The sequence below is a fragment of the Actinotignum saccati genome, from assembly GCF_051265055.1.
Lineage (GTDB): Bacteria > Actinomycetota > Actinomycetes > Actinomycetales > Actinomycetaceae > Actinotignum.
Window position 1 is genome coordinate 169,474 of record NZ_JBOZCC010000002.1, and the last position, 16,697, is coordinate 186,170.

The window sequence follows — 16,697 nt, forward strand, 5'->3', positions numbered from 1 at the left end:
CACGTGTTACACATCGGAAAGGTGAAAAGGTGGATCCGATCACCCTTGCGCGATGGCAGTTCGGTATTACAACCGTCTACCACTGGCTTCAGGTGCCCCTGACCATTGGCCTGTCTGTCATCGTTGCGTATATGCAAACTAAGGCCCGCAAAACGGGCGATCCGAAGTGGCAGCGGATTACCGATTTCTTCGGCAAGATCCTGCTCATCAACTTCGCGCTCGGCGTTGCCACCGGTATCGTGCAGGAATTCCAGTTCGGGTTGAACTGGTCGGAGTACTCGCGTTTCGTCGGTGACATCTTCGGCGCCCCGCTCGCTTTCGAGGCCCTCCTGGCGTTCTTCCTGGAGTCCACGTTCCTCGGATTGTGGATCTTCGGCAAGGGCCGCCTCTCCCCCAAGGTGCACAACCTGACCATCTGGCTTTTCTCCATGGGTACCGTGATCTCCGCGGCCTGGATTTTGGCCGCGAACTCCTTCATGCAGGATCCGCACGGCGCGGTTTTCAACCCGGAAACCGGGCGCGCGGAACTGGACGGCATGGCGGGCTTCCTCGGTCTGTTCGCTAATACCACCTGGGTACTCACCTTCCTCCACACCATGGGCGCCGCCTTTACGCTGGCGGGCGTTGTGGTGGCCGGCTTCGCGTTCTGGTGGATGGCCCGCTCTATTCGCCTCTCCGGCAATGAAGTCGAGGCGCGCGAATACTGGAAGCCCACCGCCAAGCTCGGCCTCAAGGTCACCCTGGTTGCCGCGATTATCGCCGCGCTCTCCGGCCACTACATGGGCCAGCACCTCGGCGTGATCCAGCCGCCCAAGGCCGCGGCCATGATGGGTGTGTGCCAGGGTGAAGAAAACGCCAAGCTGTCCCTCGTGATGTGGGGCAATAGCTGCGAGGACGCCACCTCCATTTACGTACCGATTCCCGGCCTGGAATCCTTCATGATGACCAACCACTGGTCCGGCCCCGAATCACGGCTGGAATCCATTAGCGAAGCTAATGAGCGGGTGCGGGACCGCATCCACCAGATGGAAAACGTCAATGCGGAACTCGTGGAGAAATTCGATACCGCGTTCGAAAACCAGCAGGTCACCCCGAATGTTCTAGCCTCCTACTACTCCTTCCGCGTCATGGTCGGAGTTGGATTGCTGGACATCCTTATCGCGGCCCTCGGGCTGTGGGTGCTGCGCGGGGACCGGATCATGCGCTCGGAAAGCTGGGGTAAGTTCTGGCTGTGGATGATTCCGCTGCAATTCGTGGCGAACTCCGCGGGCTGGATCCTGACCGAAATTGGCCGCCAGCCGTGGATCGTGTACCCGACTCAAATCGACGGCGTGCTCCTTATGACGGATCTGGGTGTTTCCCATTCCGTCAATGGTGGCAGCGTGGCCTTCTCGCTAACGATCTTCACGGTGCTTTACTCGGCACTGGGCGTGGTATGGGTCTGGCTCTTGGGCCGCTACCTGCGCGAGGGTATCAATACCCACAAGAAGGTCGTCGAATACGATGCGAAATCTACCCCGAATTTCGTTTACTAGGAGGACCTCATGGAACAAACATTTTTGATGACACTGTGGTTCATCCTCGTAGCGGTCCTGTGGATTGGTTTCCTCGCTCTGGAGGGCTTCGGCTACGGCGTGGGGATGTTCCTCAAGACCTTTGCGCGTAATGAACGTGAACGCCGCGCGATGATCAACTCGATTGGCCCCCACTGGGATGGCAACGAAGTGTGGCTGCTCACCGCCGGTGGCGCTACCTTCGCGGCGTTCCCGGAATGGTACGCCACCATGTTCTCGGGTATGTACATCGCCCTTGTCCTGGTGCTCGTCTGCCTCATTATCCGGATCTGCGCCCTCGAATGGCGCAAGATGATCCGCACCGAGCGCTGGCGTAACACCTGGGACACCCTGCATTGCATCGTCTCGTGGATCGTCTCGATCCTCTTCGGGGTGGCGTTCGCCAACCTCGTGGCCGGGATGAAAATCGAAGTGGGCAACTACTCCTCCGGTGAGTTCGTGGCTGTGGCACCCGATGCGGTGACCTGGGAAGCCCTCGCGGATAACCACCACTACCTGACCGGCGGGTTCTTCTCGCTGCTCACTCCCTTCACCATCCTGGGCGGGCTCGTGACCCTCTCGCTCTTCTTCAGTCACGGCGCGCTGTGGCTCTCGATTAAGACGGCCGGTGAACTCCAGCTGCGCTCCATTAACCTGGCGAAGCGCACCACCGTGATCTCCACGGCGATCACCGCGGTCTGGGCGCTGTGGGCCTACTTCGTGTACAGCTCGCAGGTGCTGGCGATTATCCCGCTGGCGATTTGCGCGCTGCTCCTTATCGCCACCGTGGTAGCCACGTGGGCCAACCGCGAAATTCTGGCCTTCGGGCTGCACTTCGCGGCTATTGCCGGGGCGGTATCCACCATCTTCGCGATGATGGTTCCCTACGTCATGAAGTCGTCGATCAACGAGGCCTACTCCCTCACAATCGCGCAGGCTTCGGCCACCGCGCCGACGCAAACTATCATGACCATTGCGGCACTCATCTTCGTTCCGATTGTCCTTGGTTACACGGTGTGGGCATACTCCGTGTTCCGCAAGCGTATTGACGCTGGCCAAATCCCCGAGGAACCCGTGGGATTGGAACCGAAGAAGATCCGCGAGTTCGAGGTTCGCTAAGTAGCACGTGAGACCGGGAGGCCGCGCGCACGCACCGTGCGCGCGGCCTCCCCTCATAACCCCTCACAAGGAGAAGAATGAAGCCCGTTGATGCTCGACTCATGAAATTCGCGCCCACGGCGCGCCGCTATGTCGCCCTACTCGGCGGCGTTGGTTTTCTTGAAACAGCGCTCGTGCTCGCGCAATGCTTCTTTATAGCCGCCTCGGTTGCCCCGGTGGCGGACGGCGATCTCACCTTCCGTGATATTGGCTGGCCCGTGTTCGGGGTTGCGGCGGCCTTCACCGCGCGCAGCCTTCTCATCTATATCCGTGAATCCTACGGCCACCGCGCCGCACTGCGCACCATCGCCAATCTGCGTGCCCGGGTACTACGCCGCGCCGGCGATCTGGGCGACCGCTGGCTCGCCGCGGGAAACACCTCCACCACCGTCACCCTGGTGACCTCCGGGCTGGACGATCTGGAACCCTACTTCGTCAAATTCCTCCCCCAGCTCATCCTCACCTGCACGGTCACGCCCTTCGCGCTCGTCGTCATTCTTTTCCTCGATTGGGTGAGCGCTATCGCCATCGTGGCCTGCATCCCCCTCATCCCGATTTTCATGATCCTCATCGGACGCATGACCCAGGCTTTCTCCAATGAACGCCTCGCCTCCATGCAGCGCCTGGGCCAGCAGCTCCTCGACCTCCTGGGGGGCCTTTCCACCCTCAAAGCGCTCGGGCGTGAAGAAGGCCCGGCCCGGCGCGTCAAGCACCTCGGCGATGATTACGCGAAGAAAACACTCCAAACTCTCTATATTGCTTTCCTTTCCGGTGCTGTTCTGGAATTCCTCGCCACCCTCTCCACCGCCCTCGTTGCGGTGGAGGTGGGCCTGCGCATGGTGGCCGGAAATGTCTCCCTTTTCACCGGCCTGACGATTATTATGCTCACCCCGGAAGTCTTCAAACCGCTGCGGGAAGTGGGCACCCAATTCCACGCCTCCTCCAACGGCGTGGCCGCCTCCGCCCAGGTCTTTGACCTGCTCGAACAGCCCCTGCCCGTGGAAAACGGCACGCTCGACTGCCCGGATCTGGCCACCTCCCCCATCACCATCTCCGATCTTTCGGTGCTCGCCCCGGGCCGCGATACCATCGCTCCCTCGCATCTGAATGCCCAGATCCTTCCCGGGCGCGTCACGGCTTTGCGCGGGGCTTCCGGTTCCGGAAAAACGACGACGGCGAATGTGCTCCTCCGCTTCATTACCCCCGATAGCGGAACCGTGCATATCGGCACCACGCCGCTCGCAGACATCCGCCAAGAAAGCCTGTGGGCGCAGGTCTCCTGGGTTTCCCAACGCCCGGTTATTGTGCCAGGAACCGTGGCGGAAAATATCGGGGTAACTCCGGGACCGGCCCTGGAGCGCGCCGCCGCCCTCGCCGGTTTTGATGAGGTCATCGCCGAACTTCCCGAAGGCTGGAATACCTTTATTGGGCAGGGCGGGGTGGGCCTCTCTGTTGGTCAGCGCCAACGCCTCGCCCTCACCCGCGCCCTGGTATCCGAGCGCCCGCTGGTGCTCCTCGATGAACCTTCCGCCCACCTGGATGCCCGTAGCGAAAAGCGCGTCGTCGAATCTGTTGCGCATCTGCGCGCGCAGGGCCGTACGGTTATTGTCATCGCGCACCGCACCGCGCTTCTCGATCTTGCGGACGCGGTTATTGATGTTGTATCGACGACGGCGCAACCGGCCACCGCGTCTCCCGCCAACGCAGGGCCGGTTCCAGAGCCCGCGGCAGCGCACGCGCACACGCAAACCACCGCGCAACCGGCCACCGCATCCGCCAACTCCCAGACAACCGAGGTGACCAAGTGAGTACTTTCCCTCAAGATGAACGCCGCGCTCTTACCCGTGCCCTGCGCCTGCTGCGCGTGGATAAGGGCGGATTCTGGGGCTCCGTTGCGGCGGGGGCTGCCGGGCTGAGCAGTTCGGTGGCCCTGGCTGCCGTTTCTGCCTGGCTTATTACCCGTGCGTCCCAAATGCCACCGGTGCTTGCCCTCGGGGTAGCCACCACCTCGGTACGTTTCTTCGGGGTATCCAAGGCATTGTTGCGCTATGTTAACCGGATTTTCTCGCACCGAGTGACCCTCTACGGGATGTCCAATCTTCGTACTGCCGTGTACGCGACCCTGGCCGATTCCCCCACCGACGTCGTCACTTCGGTGCGGCGTGGTGACCTGCTCGCCCGTACCGGCCGGGATGTCGATTCGGTTGGCGACGTCGTCGTCAAAGCGGTGCAACCCGGCGCGGTTGCCGGGATCGTCTGCCTGGTTTCCTGCCTCATCGTGGGGATTTTGTGCCCGCCCATCGGCCTGCTGCTGGCCGGTTGCCTCCTGATTTCCGGGATTCTCGCGCCCTACCTGGCCATGCGCGGTGGGCGCATCGCCGAAGAAGCGCAGGTGCGTGACGAAACCGAGATTTCCGCAACCGCGCTGACCATGCTGGATTCCGCCGCGGAGCTGCGGGTCGCCGGGCGGGTGGGCGCCATGGAGGACGTGCAGGAAGCCACCGAACAGCGGATCTTCCGCCACCGGGATGCCGCGGCCCGCCCCCAGGCCCTCGCCATCGCCCTCGATACCCTCGCTATGGGGATTGCCGTGGTGGGAGCGATTCTTATCGGGAGCCGCGCCCTGGATGCCGGCACTCTTTCCGCTACCGCGCTGGCGGTTTGTGTGCTCACCCCGCTCGCCGCTTTTGAAGCCACTCAGGGCCTCGGGGAAGCCGCTATCCAGCTGGTGCGTTCCGCCAAGGCCGCCCAGCGAATCCTCGAGCTCCTCGACCGGGCCCAGCGCAGTGAGGAACCGGAAGCCCCGGCCCCGGTTGCGGAGCGCGGCCTGCATGCCACCGACCTTATTATCGGGTGGCCGGGCGGTCCGGATGTGGCCGGGCCTTTCGAGCTGCACGTGGAACGCGGCTCCTCCATCGCCATCGTGGGGCATTCCGGAATCGGGAAATCGACCCTGCTCTATACCCTGGCGGGAATGCTGCGCCCGCACGCCGGCTCGGTGCGCCTGGACGGGCACGAAGTTTCCACCCTTGATCGGCGCACCGTCTCCCACACCCTCACCCTCACGGCGGAAGACGCCCACGTTTTTGAAACAACCGTGCTGGAAAACCTACGGGTAGCCCGCCCTTCGGTTACGGAAAGAGAAGCGGTGGAGCTGCTGGTGCGAGCGGGCCTGGGCACTTGGCTCACCCAGCTTCCGCGCGGGGTACACACCCTGCTGGGAGAGGACGCCGCCACGATTTCCGGTGGAGAACGACGGCGCCTGCTCCTTGCCCGCGCACTGGCCTCCGACGCGGAATTCTTGCTCCTGGATGAACCCGGCGAGCACCTCGACCCGGAAACCGCCGATGAGCTTATCCGCGATTTGCTCCGGGCAGGTAAGAATAGCGCTGACCCGCGTACTATTATCTTGGTGACGCACCGGCTCACGCCCCTCGATGCGGCCGACGAGGTTATTGTGATAACCCGCGATGAGGGCGGTATCGCCCACGTGAGCGCGCGCGGCACCCACGAGGAGCTCACCGAAAGGCTCGCCTCATACGCATGGGCGGCGAAACAGGAATAAGGATGCTGGATACCACAACGGTTATTTTCAATGCGCTGGCCTTGACCGCGCGCCTGGATCGCACCCAGGTGCTCGAAAATCTGGCCGGCGCCGGATTGAAACTAACCGGGGCATCCAGCGCCGCCGTTCTCATCTTCAATTCGGCGGAAAAGGTGACGAGCATTGTCACCCTGGGCCAGCCGCTACCCGTGGTAGCCAGCCTCACCCCCACCAGCCTGGATCGGGACCTGGCCAGCCTGGGCGATGAGGATACCGTGATGTGGGATCGCGCCGAAGCGGTGAGCGCCGTGCACGATGAGAGCGGCATCACCCCGGAGCCCGCCGCTGGCAGCACTCCCCTGAGCGCCGCCAATCACCGGGACGGAATCTACGGGCCGGGAATCACCAATTTCCTCACCTCCCGCCTCATGACCGGGAACCGGGTGCTCGCCCGAGTCATCTTCTTTAACAAACCCGGAGCTTTTAGCGAATCCGATATTAACCTCATTGCGCTCTTGGCGCGCGCGGCCACCATCGCCGTCGAAAATGCGCGCCTGTACGAGGAATCGAATTCCCGTGCGCAATGGCTTTCCGCCTCGCGGCGCATCACTATCGCGCTGCTGCAAGGAAGCGACGAAGAAGAGGCCCTCCAGCTCATCGCCACCGAAATGCGGCGGGTGGCGGATGCCGACCTGGCCCTCATTATTTTGCCTTCGGTGGCTGATACCTGGGCCTGCGAATTTGTGGCGGGGGATGCCGGGCAGGACCTGGTGGGAACCACCTTCGGGCGGGATTCCCGGGCGCGGGCCGTGGCCCAAAGCGGGCTCGGGCGCATTATCGATACGAGCACCGCGCCTCCCTCCCCCGATAATCCCCTTGACCGTTTTGGTCCGCTTCTCTACGCGCCCATGGCCGGCGGGGATACCGCACGCGGCGTTATTATCCTGGCCCGACTGCGCGGGCGCGCCGAATTCGACATGGTTGATTTGACGATGGCGGAAAGCGTGGCTAATCAGGCGGCCCTTGCCCTGGAGCTGGCCGATGCCCGCTATGTGCAAGCCCAATCAGCCCAGCTGGAAGAACGCTCCCGTATTTCACGCGATCTGCACGATTTCGCGATCCAGCAGCTTTTTGCTTCCGGGATGCGTCTGGCCGCACTGCGTGATGATTTGGCAACCGAGGATGCGGTGGCCGATAACGTGCTCGATTCCCTCGATAACGCCATCGAGTCGATTGACGAATCCGTGGCGCAGATCCGCCAGATTATTTACTCGCTGCGCGGCCCCGATACGTCTGTTCCGGTGGTTTCACGCCTGCGCCGCGAGGTCAGCTCAGTCACGGCGCAGCTCGGTTTCACCCCGAGCCTACGGATTACCGTGCGCGGCGAAGATATTGATAGCGGTACCCACACCGAAATCGATGATGCCATCGGTTCGGATATTAGCGACGACGTTATCGCGGTGGTGCGCGAATGCCTCTCTAATGCGGTGCGCCATGCCCACGCCCATTCCATCACCGTGACGGTCACCGTCACCGACCGCGATATTAGCGTGGAAGTTGCCGATGACGGTGTGGGCATTGGTGAATTGAGCCGGCGTTCGGGGCTGTCTAATCTGGCCGCCCGGGCTCGGCGCCACCACGGCACCTTCTCCATCGCTCCGGGAAGCGACCGCGGTACGGTGGTGCGCTGGCGGGCCCTTATTGACGGCTAAATGCCCGCTTAGGTGAGGGCGACAGGCGCAGGCACCTAAGCGGGCACTATGACTGCTGGATCAAGCGGGTGGCTGCTCAGCTGCTCCGCCACAACAAGCGTTCTTACTGGTTACGCCAACCGGTGGCACGCTGGCCGGCCACCCACGCGGCCACCTGGGTGCGCCGCTGCAAGCCCATCTTGGACAGCAGCGAGGTGATGTGGTTCTTCACCGTCTTTTCCGCCACCCCGAGCTGCTCGCCGATTTCCCGGTTGGATAGCCCATCCCCGATCAGCTCAAGAACGTTGCGTTCCGAAGGGGTGAGATCGGCGGTGGGGTCATCATGATCGGCGCGCCGGCGCGAGACCGTGCGCTCATCGAGGAGAACGCGACCTTCGGCCACGGCTTTGATATTGTCCGAGATCTCCGCCCCGCGCACCGACTTCAAAAGGTACGCTTTCGCGCCGGCGTTGAGGGATTCGGAGAGGGCGTCGTCGTCATCAAAAGAGGTGAGGACGATGCACTTGGTATCCGGGCTGACCTCCTGGAATTGATTAATAATGTCAATTCCGGTGCCGTCCGGGAGGCGCAAATCCACCAGCGCCACATCGGGGAGCACCAGGCCGCCGCGCCGCACCGCTTCTTCTACGCATCCGGCTTCAGCAACCACCTCGAGGCCCTCCGAACGGTCAACCACCTCAATGATTCCCCGCCGTACCACTTCATGATCATCAATAATCATGACGCGAATATTTTGTGCCACGCGCCGGCCCTCCTTTTTGCATCACCATCATCGGTCAATAATCCGCCCTTATTCTACCCAATCCGAGCGACTTGACATACCGGGCACAGCGTGGTGGAACGGCCCCCGAGGGTAATTTTCTGCAAGGGAGCACCGCAGCGCGCGCAGGGCTGCCCGGCCCGCCCGTAGGCCTGCAAGGACCGCTCAAAATAGCCGCTCTCCCCATTGACATGCACATACAAGCTGTCAAACGAAGTTCCGCCGGCGGCCAGCGCGGCCTCCAGTACTTCCCGCCCGGCGTCGAGCAGTGCCTGTGCCGCAGCCGCGGGTAGCGCGGTCGCCTCCGGGTGGATGCGCGCCCGGTAGAGCATTTCATCGGCGTAAATATTGCCGATTCCGGAAACAATCTCCTGGTCGAGGAGCACGCGTTTGAGCGCGCGTCGCGTGGTGCTGAGAACGCCCCGCAGCGCGGTTTCGTCCAGATAGGGGTCAAGAAGATCGCGGGCAATATGCGCCACGGGCACGGGTACGACGGCGCGCTTGGATCCCGCCCCGCCCGGCTGGCCATCAGCGGTGGCCTGGAAAGCGACCGGTGCCAGGTAGCCGAAAGTGCGCTGGTCCACGAAGTCAAGGATCAGGCCATTATCGAGTTCGAAACGGGCCCGCAGGTGGCGGCGCTGCCCGGCCGAGCTTTCTTCCCCACCCGGCTCATCCACCCGGAACTGCCCGGACATGCCCAGGTGGGCGAGGAGGGCCAGGTCCTCCCCCATATCGCACCACAGGAATTTTCCGCGCCGCACCACCGCTCGCACGGTGCGGCCCACTACCGGGGCCAGGCCCTGCGGGGCTCGGCGGATCACGCGGGTGCCGAAAGCGCGGGCGGCAAGGATGCGGCGGCCGACCAGGTGTTCGGCCAGCCCGCGCCGGATGGATTCAACTTCGGGAAGTTCGGGCACGCCTACCTACTAGGATTCCGCGCCGGCAGTGCCCTCGGTGGCGGATGCACCCGTGCCGGGAGCTGCGTCGTCGTTCTTATCCTCAGCCACCGGTTGGACTTCACCCTTCTCGATCAGATCGGCGAGAATCCGGTAGGAGGCTTCCGCGGCGGCGTGGCGTGCGTTCTTTTGCGAGGTGCCTTCGCCGCTGCCCCATGCGCGCCCGGCCATTGAAGCAACGGCCGTGAAAACGCGGGCGTGATCGGGGCCGGTGGAGCTGAGTTCGAACTCCATGGTGCCCTCCCAGCCCAGGCCGTGCGCGAGCTCCTCGAAACTCGTTTGCCAATCGAGATTCGGGCCCAGCACGGAGGCGTCTTTGATCTTGGAATCGAGAAGCCGGTCCACGATCTCGCGGGTAGGTTCCATCCCGTGTTCCAGGTAGGTCGCGGCGATCAGCGCTTCCACGGTATCGGAAAGGATGGAGTCCTTATTGCGCCCGCCGGAGCGGTCTTCCCCGCGGCCCAGGCGCAGGGAATCGCCCAGGTTGATGCGTCGCGCCACATCGGCGAGCGCCTTTTCGGAAACCGCATAGGTTTTCATCTGGGACATATCACCTTCGGAAGCATCCGGGTATTCCCGGAAAACTTTCTCCGCGATAATGAGGCCCAAAATGGAGTCACCTAGGAATTCCAGGCGTTCGTTATGGGGTTCGTCGTGTTCGAAAGCGAAGCTGCGATGCGTGAGGGCGCGGCGCAGCAGCGGCCGGGGCAGGTCAATTCCCCACTGTTCCACTAATTCGCGATAGGCCATATGTATTCCACTTACTCCTGTGCTCGCAGCTGGGCTTCCAGTGCGTCCAGGGCATCTGAGCGCAGCGGCGGGGCCTCGTGGTGGTGCCCTTCGGGCAGGTCTTCCAGGCGTTCCCCGCAGCCGGCGCACAGGCCCTGGCAGGTGGGCGAACACAATGGCTGGAAGGGCAGGTTGAGCACGATGGCATCGCGCAGCACCGGTTCCAAATCCACGTGGTCATCCTCAATAACCGGGTGTTCTTCGGCGTCCTCATCCCCTTCGGCGATGAGTTCGGCGCGCCGCTGCGGGTAGTAGGCCAGGTCGGATACGTCCTGGGTGCGTTCTTCGTGAATATCGCGCAGGCAGCGCGAGCACTGGCCCGCAACCGTGAAATGCACCTGCCCGCCGATGTACACGCCTTCGGAAACCGAGGTGAGGCTGAGGTCCACATCCAGCTCGGAGCCGGTGGGGACGGTCATGAGCTCGATGCCCATATCCGCGGGGGCGGCAAAGGTTTCCCGCACCGGCATGAGGGAGCCGTCGCTACGCGGTAAATCGTGCAGCGACACAACAAAAGGACTGCGAAGGTCCACTATTCCTCCTCGGAATGATCAAAAACAGCGTCGGTGGTTTCTTGGCGGCTGGCGAGGACTTCCCGGCCCGCGTAAATCTGCGCGAGGGCCGCATCCATTTTTTCGTGCGCGGCCCGCACGGCTTCTTCCAGCGCGGCTGCCACCCCGTTGACCTGGCCTTCCAGGGTGGCGAGGGTGGAATCGGAGTAGTGGTTGGCGCCGTCGCGCAGCCGTTCGGCCTTCTGCTTGGCTTCGTCCTCAATCCGGGCGGCCGTGGAGCGCGCCGCGATGGTGATGGCGTCATTGGAGACGAGCCGGCTGGCCTGGGCGCGTGCTTCGGCCACGATATTTTCCGCATCCTGCCGGGCCGAAGCAATAATACTGGCAGCTTCCTGGCGGCCGGAGGCACGCACCGAATCAATATCGGCCAGCACGTCATCGGCGCGGAGCACCTGGTCGGGTACCGCATCGCGGGCGAGCTGGAGCAGGTCACGCACCTCGGATTGGTTGATCATCACCGAGGCGGACATGGGGATGGACCGGGCGTTATCCACCAGGGCGAGGAGCTCATCGAGGATCTCCACCACCGATTGCCCGCGCGTATCCTGAGTCATTGCATCTCCTCTTCCAAAGCCCGCGCCACCCGCGCGGGAACGAAACTCCGCACGTCACCTTTGTGCCGTGCCACATCTTTGACCAGCGAGGAGGCAATATGGCCTTTCGCCGGGTCCCCCACCAGGAACACCGTTTCGATGCCCGATATTTCCCGGTTCATGAGCGCCATGGGGTATTCCGCGTCCAGATCCACCGCGGAGCGCAGCCCCTTGACGATGGCGTCCGCCCGGATATCGCGGCAAAAATCCACCAGCAGCCCGCCGAAATCCTCCACCCGCACATTGGCCATATGGCGCACTTCTTCGCGAATGAACTCGACGCGTTGCCGCGGCGAAAAAAGCGGATTTTTCGAAGAGTTATGCGCGACCAGAATAACAACCTCGTCAAAGAGGGAAGCGGCGCGGGCAAAAACGTCGAGATGTCCGAATGTGACGGGATCGAAGGATCCGGGGCAGACTGCAAGCGTCATAGTTATAGCCTAATCTTTCCTGAGGCGCTCGGCCTAGTCGACGCGCGATTATTGCGCGCTCTTGGCCGGCACGGGGCTGTCGCTTGCCGCTGCGGGGCGCTCGCTCGCCGCCGCGGTTGCGCCGGGCGCCGCCGTCTCTTCGCCTTCCGCGCCAGCACTGCGCTGCGCCGTCCACAGCATCGCGGTCCCGTAGCGGCGCGAATCATCGAGTTCCCAGCCCTCCGGCCAGCTCGGTTCCGGTGAGGAGCTATCGCGTTCCACTACGACGACGGCGTCCGCGGCTACATGCGGGGCCAGGCCTTCGAGCACTTTCGTGATCTGTGCTTCTGTATAACGGTAGGGCGGGTCCACGAAAACGGCGTCGAAACGATAATTCGGTTCTTGGGAAAGATACTTTTCCGCTTTCATCCGCACCACGGTCACATCGAGGTGGGCGCGGGCAGCATTGTCACGAATAATGCTGACCGCCGGCCCTTCCGATTCCACCAGCACGACGGCGCGCGCCCCGCGGCTTTTCGCTTCCAACCCCAGCGCACCCGAGCCGGCAAAAAGATCCAGGATTTCCCCATCGGCAATAAAGCCGCGATGGTCGAGCCGGGAAAATACCGCTTCGCGTGCTTTTTCCGAGGTGGGGCGGGTTCCCGAACTCGGCACCCGCAGAATATGCCCCTTGGCGGTTCCGGCAACAATACGTGTCATTGCTTATCCCCTTTCCAGGTAGGTGGCGCGCTCGGTATCCAGCGCATCCGCGGCCCGCTCCAGTTCCGCCGGCAGCGCGCCGCGTTCCACGAGGTCCGTGGCGGCGGCGCGCGCGGTAGCGATAATATCAGCGTCGCGCACAGCGGAGAGGAAACGCAGGTGGGAGGTGGTTCCCGCCTGCCGCGTCCCCAGCACATCACCTTCGGAGCGCAGCTCCACATCTTTTTCGGCCAACGCGAAACCGTCCGTGGTGGCGGCGAAAGCCGCGAGGCGTTCGGCGGCCAGGCTCCCTTCCGGGGCGCCGCTCACCGCCAGGCACAGCCCGGCTTTGCTCCCACGCCCGATGCGCCCGCGCAGCTGGTGTAGCTGGGACAGCCCGAAGCGTTCGGCATTCATAATGATCATCATGGTGGCCTGCGGAACATCCACCCCCACTTCGATAACGGTGGTGGAGACGAGCACCGGGACCCGCCCGGCCGCGAAATCCGCCATGGCGGCATCTTTTTCCGCGGCGCTCAGCCGCCCGTGCATCTCCCCCACCGCGATTCCCTCGAATTGGGGCAGGGCGCGCAGGCGTTCGGCCAGTTCAGTAACGGTGGCCAGCGTACTTTCGCTGCCCGGGTCCTCCGCGGGCGCGGCTGCGTCGTCGTTCTCACTAATACGGGGAGCGAGCACGTAGACGCGCCCGCCGCCTGCGATTTCTTCCCGGGCACGCCACCACATGCGCGCGATCCAGTTCGCGCGGTTTTCCGGAACGACGACGGTGCTCACGCCGGCGCGCCCGCCGGGCAGTTCGCGCAGCGTAGACACGGCCATATCTCCGAAAACGGTCATGGCGACGGTGCGCGGGATGGGGGTGGCGGTCATGACGAGGGTGTGGACGCCGCGCGCGAGGCTATCGCGCTGGTCCACCCCGAAGCGATGCTGTTCGTCCACGACCGCCAAGCCCAGGAAGGGAATCTGGACGGTATCGGAAAGCAGCGCGTGAGTGCCGATAATAATGCCGGCCTCTCCCGAGGCGATGCGGGCCAGGGTGGCGCGGCGCTCGCTGGCGGTCAGCGATCCGGTGAGGAGTTCCACCCGGGTGGATTGCTCGGCTGCACCCAGCATCCCGCCCGCGCCCAGGTCGCCGAGCAGTTCACGCACGCTGCGGGCGTGCTGGGCGGCCAGCACTTCAGTAGGTGCCAGGAGAGCAGCCTGGCCCCCACCATCGACCACCTGGAGCATGGCACGCAGAGCCACCACGGTTTTCCCGCTTCCCACATCGCCTTGGAGCAGGCGTTGCATCGGGGTAGTGGCGGCCAGGTCGGTGGAAATCTCTTCCCCTACCGCGCGCTGCCCGGCGGTGAGCTCAAATGGCAGGCGGGCGTCGAAAGCGTCCAGGAGTCCACCGCTATGCGGCGGGTAGGCGGTGGTGGGATGCGCAGCGCGGGCGGCACGGCGCCGGGCAAGGACGGTGTGGAGCACCAGGGCTTCTTCGTGGCGGAACGGCAGCTGGGCGAGCGCGGCGGTGATGGGCTCCTCGGGGCGGTGAGCCCGGCGCAGCGCCTCGAGCCGGGTGGGCAGGCCGTGGGCGCGCCGATAGCCGGCAGGAAGCAGATCGGGAACATCCGCGCTGGTCAGCCCGGTGAGAACGGTGCTGACCGCCCGCTCGATTTTCCAGGAGGGCAGCGCGGCGCTGGCGTGATAGATGGGGATGGGGCGGCGCAGGCGCTCCACATCCACGCTCCCCTCGTCTTCCACCAGATCGTAATCCGGGTGGGTGAGTTGCAGGGTGCCGCGATAGGAACTCACCGTCCCCGAAAAGGTGGCGACCGTGCCGGGTTGCAGGCGCCGTTCGTGGTAGGCCAAAACCCGCTGCGACTTCGCGAAGAAGGTGAGGCTGAGTTCGCGGGCGCCGTCGGTCATAAGAACGGAGAGGATGAAGCCGCGCCGCGCGCGCATGGGCCGCAATTCCGCGCCCACCACCCGGCCGATCACGGTGACGTCCTCGCCTTCGCGCACCTGCTCGATGGGGAGGAGTTCGCCGCGCCGCGCGTAACGGAACGGCAGGTGGTAGAGCAGCTCGCCCACCGTGTGCAGGCCGAGCCGCGCGAACGAGGTGGCGCTGCGTTTGCCCAGGGCGCGCTCAAGGGGCACGCTGAGCGCGGTCCACCCGTCCGATACCACGGCCGGGCTGCCACCTCGCGTCTGTGCCGCCGCCTGCGCGCTGTCCATACTCTTCACATTAACACCCGCGTTATATTTTCCCTAACGGCACGTTGCCAGCACGGCACGTCGCACGCACGGCACGCGGTGGTGCGGACCGGCACCGTTACGGCTGTGCATTGTTTGTCACGACGACGCCGCCACTCCCGCCGCACGTGCCCTACGCCACGGAGGGAACCTTTGGCAAGCGCTCTCCTGACCGCTATACTAGTGGAGTTGTAATTTTCCTATGCGCTCAGGTGTATCTACCGAACAGCGGCAGGTGCGCGAGCGGATCCATGATCAACCGAAGGAGAACACCGTGGCTTCTGTTTGTGACGTCTGCGGCAAGCACCCGGGCTTCGGGAAGAGCGTCTCGCACTCGCACGTGCGTACTAGCCGCCGCTGGAACCCGAATATTCAGCGTGTTCGCGCGCTTGTGAAGGGCGCCCCCAAGCGCCTCAACGTGTGCACCTCGTGCCTCAAGGCCGGCAAGGTGCAGCGCGCCGCCTAAGTACTGTGGCTTCGCTGGGCTCTGGCTCGCTCCCGTGAGTTAGCTAGTGCCAGCACCGGAAGGCCGCACATCCTTTTGAGATGTGCGGCCTTCCGGTTTAACTCATCAGATGACTTGGGCGACTACTACTTGGAGAAATCAACAACCATGCGGCCTTCGATCTTGCCGGCCAGCATTTCGTCAATCATATCGTTGATGTCATCGAGAGGACGCGTGGCCACGATCGGCTTGACGAGGCCCTGGGCCCCGAAGTCAAAGGCTTCTGCCAGATCCTGGCGGGTGCCCACGAGGGAGCCCACCACCTTAATGCCGTCCAGAACGGTGCGGTGGATATTCAGGTCGATGGTGCCCTTCGGGAGCCCGACGCACACCACGGTGCCGGCGGCCTTCATGGCGTCCACGGCCTGGCCGAAAGCAACCTGAGATACCGCGGTCACCACCGCGACGTCCACGCCGCCCACTTCCTTCTGGATCCATTCCCCGGAGTTGATATCCGAGGAATTGACAACGAGGTCAGCGCCGACCTTCTTTGCCGATTCCAGCTTCTCATCATTGATATCCACGGCCACCACGCGAGCCCGGAAAACGTTCTTGGCGTACTGGATGGCCAGGTTACCCAGCCCGCCCGCGCCGTAAATCGCCACCCACTGGCCGGGGCGAATATTGCCATTCTTGAGGGCCTTGTATGTGGTCACGCCCGCGCAGGTAATGGACGAAGCTTCGGCCGGATCCAGCCCTTCGGGAACCTTGACGGCGTAATCTGCCACGACGATGCACTTTTCAGCCATGCCACCGTCAACGCTGTAACCGGCATTTTCCACGTTCCGACACAGGGTTTCGTCGCCCGTCACGCAGTATTCACAGTGGCCACAGCCGCGGAAGAACCAGGCGACAGACACGCGGTCGCCTACCTTGAGCGAGGTGACATCCTCACCGATTTGTTCCACAACGCCCACGCCCTCGTGGCCGATAATGCGGCCGGGCACGTCACCGAAATCTCCGAGCGCCACGTGGATATCCGTATGGCACAGGCCGCAGTATTCGATATCGACGAGTGCTTCGTTGGCCTTAATCGGGCGCAGTTCCACGTCCTTAATGTCAACGTAGCCGTCCGAGGTTTCTCGAACTGTCGCTGCTCGCATTTTCTCCTCCTATTTCAGCGGGAGCATCCTTACTCCCAGTTGATGCGGTGCGGTTCGCCGCACCACTTCTTATTTTTGCGAGCGGCA

At 63.5% G+C, this 16,697-nt stretch carries 15 protein-coding genes; 6 read left to right on the top strand and 9 right to left on the bottom strand.

What is annotated here, in order from left to right:
• The first annotated feature begins 29 nt into the window (after positions 1-29).
• From ACRQEC_RS02220 to ACRQEC_RS02240, 5 genes are all read left to right on the top strand, one after another.
• Entirely contained in the window at positions 30-1,535 is a 1,506-nt protein-coding gene (locus ACRQEC_RS02220; protein ID WP_026429452.1) for a cytochrome ubiquinol oxidase subunit I, read from the top strand.
• A 9-nt stretch (positions 1,536-1,544) separates the two neighbouring features.
• On the top strand, positions 1,545-2,672 hold the full coding sequence (gene cydB, locus ACRQEC_RS02225; protein WP_087070878.1) for a cytochrome d ubiquinol oxidase subunit II: 1,128 nt from the start codon (positions 1,545-1,547) through the stop codon (positions 2,670-2,672).
• A gap of 77 nt (positions 2,673-2,749) precedes the next feature.
• Positions 2,750-4,519, top strand: a complete 1,770-nt coding sequence (gene cydD / locus ACRQEC_RS02230; protein ID WP_284883584.1) for a thiol reductant ABC exporter subunit CydD — start codon at positions 2,750-2,752, stop codon at positions 4,517-4,519.
• Positions 4,516-6,276 carry a thiol reductant ABC exporter subunit CydC gene (cydC, locus tag ACRQEC_RS02235; protein ID WP_284883585.1) on the top strand — a complete coding sequence of 587 codons (1,761 nt, stop codon included), beginning with the start codon at positions 4,516-4,518 and terminating at the stop codon, positions 6,274-6,276. Before cydD ends, cydC begins: the two co-directional genes overlap by 4 nt.
• 2 nt (positions 6,277-6,278) lie before the next feature.
• On the top strand, positions 6,279-7,967 hold the full coding sequence (locus ACRQEC_RS02240; RefSeq protein WP_284883586.1) for a GAF domain-containing sensor histidine kinase: 1,689 nt from the start codon (positions 6,279-6,281) through the stop codon (positions 7,965-7,967).
• 103 nt (positions 7,968-8,070) lie between these two features.
• Here the strand turns inward: ACRQEC_RS02240 and ACRQEC_RS02245 are convergent, their stop codons facing one another.
• The 8 genes from ACRQEC_RS02245 to ACRQEC_RS02280 form a co-directional block, all read right to left on the bottom strand.
• Positions 8,071-8,688 carry a response regulator gene (locus ACRQEC_RS02245; protein ID WP_039899046.1) on the bottom strand — a complete coding sequence of 206 codons (618 nt, stop codon included), beginning with the start codon at positions 8,686-8,688 and terminating at the stop codon, positions 8,071-8,073.
• A gap of 74 nt (positions 8,689-8,762) precedes the next feature.
• On the bottom strand, positions 8,763-9,644 hold the full coding sequence (mutM, locus tag ACRQEC_RS02250; RefSeq protein WP_087070882.1) for a bifunctional DNA-formamidopyrimidine glycosylase/DNA-(apurinic or apyrimidinic site) lyase: 882 nt from the start codon (positions 9,642-9,644) through the stop codon (positions 8,763-8,765).
• A 9-nt stretch (positions 9,645-9,653) separates the two neighbouring features.
• Positions 9,654-10,433, bottom strand: a complete 780-nt coding sequence (gene rnc, locus ACRQEC_RS02255) for a ribonuclease III (protein ID WP_234984510.1) — start codon at positions 10,431-10,433, stop codon at positions 9,654-9,656.
• A gap of 11 nt (positions 10,434-10,444) precedes the next feature.
• Positions 10,445-11,005: a YceD family protein gene (locus tag ACRQEC_RS02260; RefSeq protein WP_087070883.1), complete on the bottom strand. Its 561-nt coding sequence runs from the start codon at positions 11,003-11,005 to the stop codon at positions 10,445-10,447.
• Positions 11,005-11,598: a F0F1 ATP synthase subunit B family protein gene (locus ACRQEC_RS02265; protein ID WP_087070884.1), complete on the bottom strand. Its 594-nt coding sequence runs from the start codon at positions 11,596-11,598 to the stop codon at positions 11,005-11,007. Before ACRQEC_RS02265 ends, ACRQEC_RS02260 begins: the two co-directional genes overlap by 1 nt.
• Positions 11,595-12,068, bottom strand: a complete 474-nt coding sequence (gene coaD / locus ACRQEC_RS02270; protein WP_016442914.1) for a pantetheine-phosphate adenylyltransferase — start codon at positions 12,066-12,068, stop codon at positions 11,595-11,597. Before coaD ends, ACRQEC_RS02265 begins: the two co-directional genes overlap by 4 nt.
• 48 nt (positions 12,069-12,116) lie before the next feature.
• Positions 12,117-12,767: an RsmD family RNA methyltransferase gene (locus ACRQEC_RS02275; RefSeq protein WP_284883610.1), complete on the bottom strand. Its 651-nt coding sequence runs from the start codon at positions 12,765-12,767 to the stop codon at positions 12,117-12,119.
• A 3-nt stretch (positions 12,768-12,770) separates the two neighbouring features.
• A complete protein-coding gene (locus ACRQEC_RS02280) occupies positions 12,771-14,984 on the bottom strand; it encodes an ATP-dependent DNA helicase RecG (protein WP_284883671.1) in 2,214 nt (737 codons plus the stop codon).
• 292 nt (positions 14,985-15,276) lie between these two features.
• On the opposite strand from ACRQEC_RS02280, the gene rpmB reads away from it, so the two are divergent.
• A complete protein-coding gene (rpmB, locus tag ACRQEC_RS02285; RefSeq protein WP_016442917.1) occupies positions 15,277-15,468 on the top strand; it encodes a 50S ribosomal protein L28 in 192 nt (63 codons plus the stop codon).
• 125 nt (positions 15,469-15,593) lie between these two features.
• Here rpmB and adhP read toward each other — a convergent pair whose 3' ends face one another.
• The gene (gene adhP / locus ACRQEC_RS02290) at positions 15,594-16,610 is read right to left on the bottom strand and encodes an alcohol dehydrogenase AdhP (protein ID WP_026429465.1); all 1,017 of its coding nucleotides are present in this window, start codon (positions 16,608-16,610) and stop codon (positions 15,594-15,596) included.
• Positions 16,611-16,697: the final 87 nt, after the last annotated feature.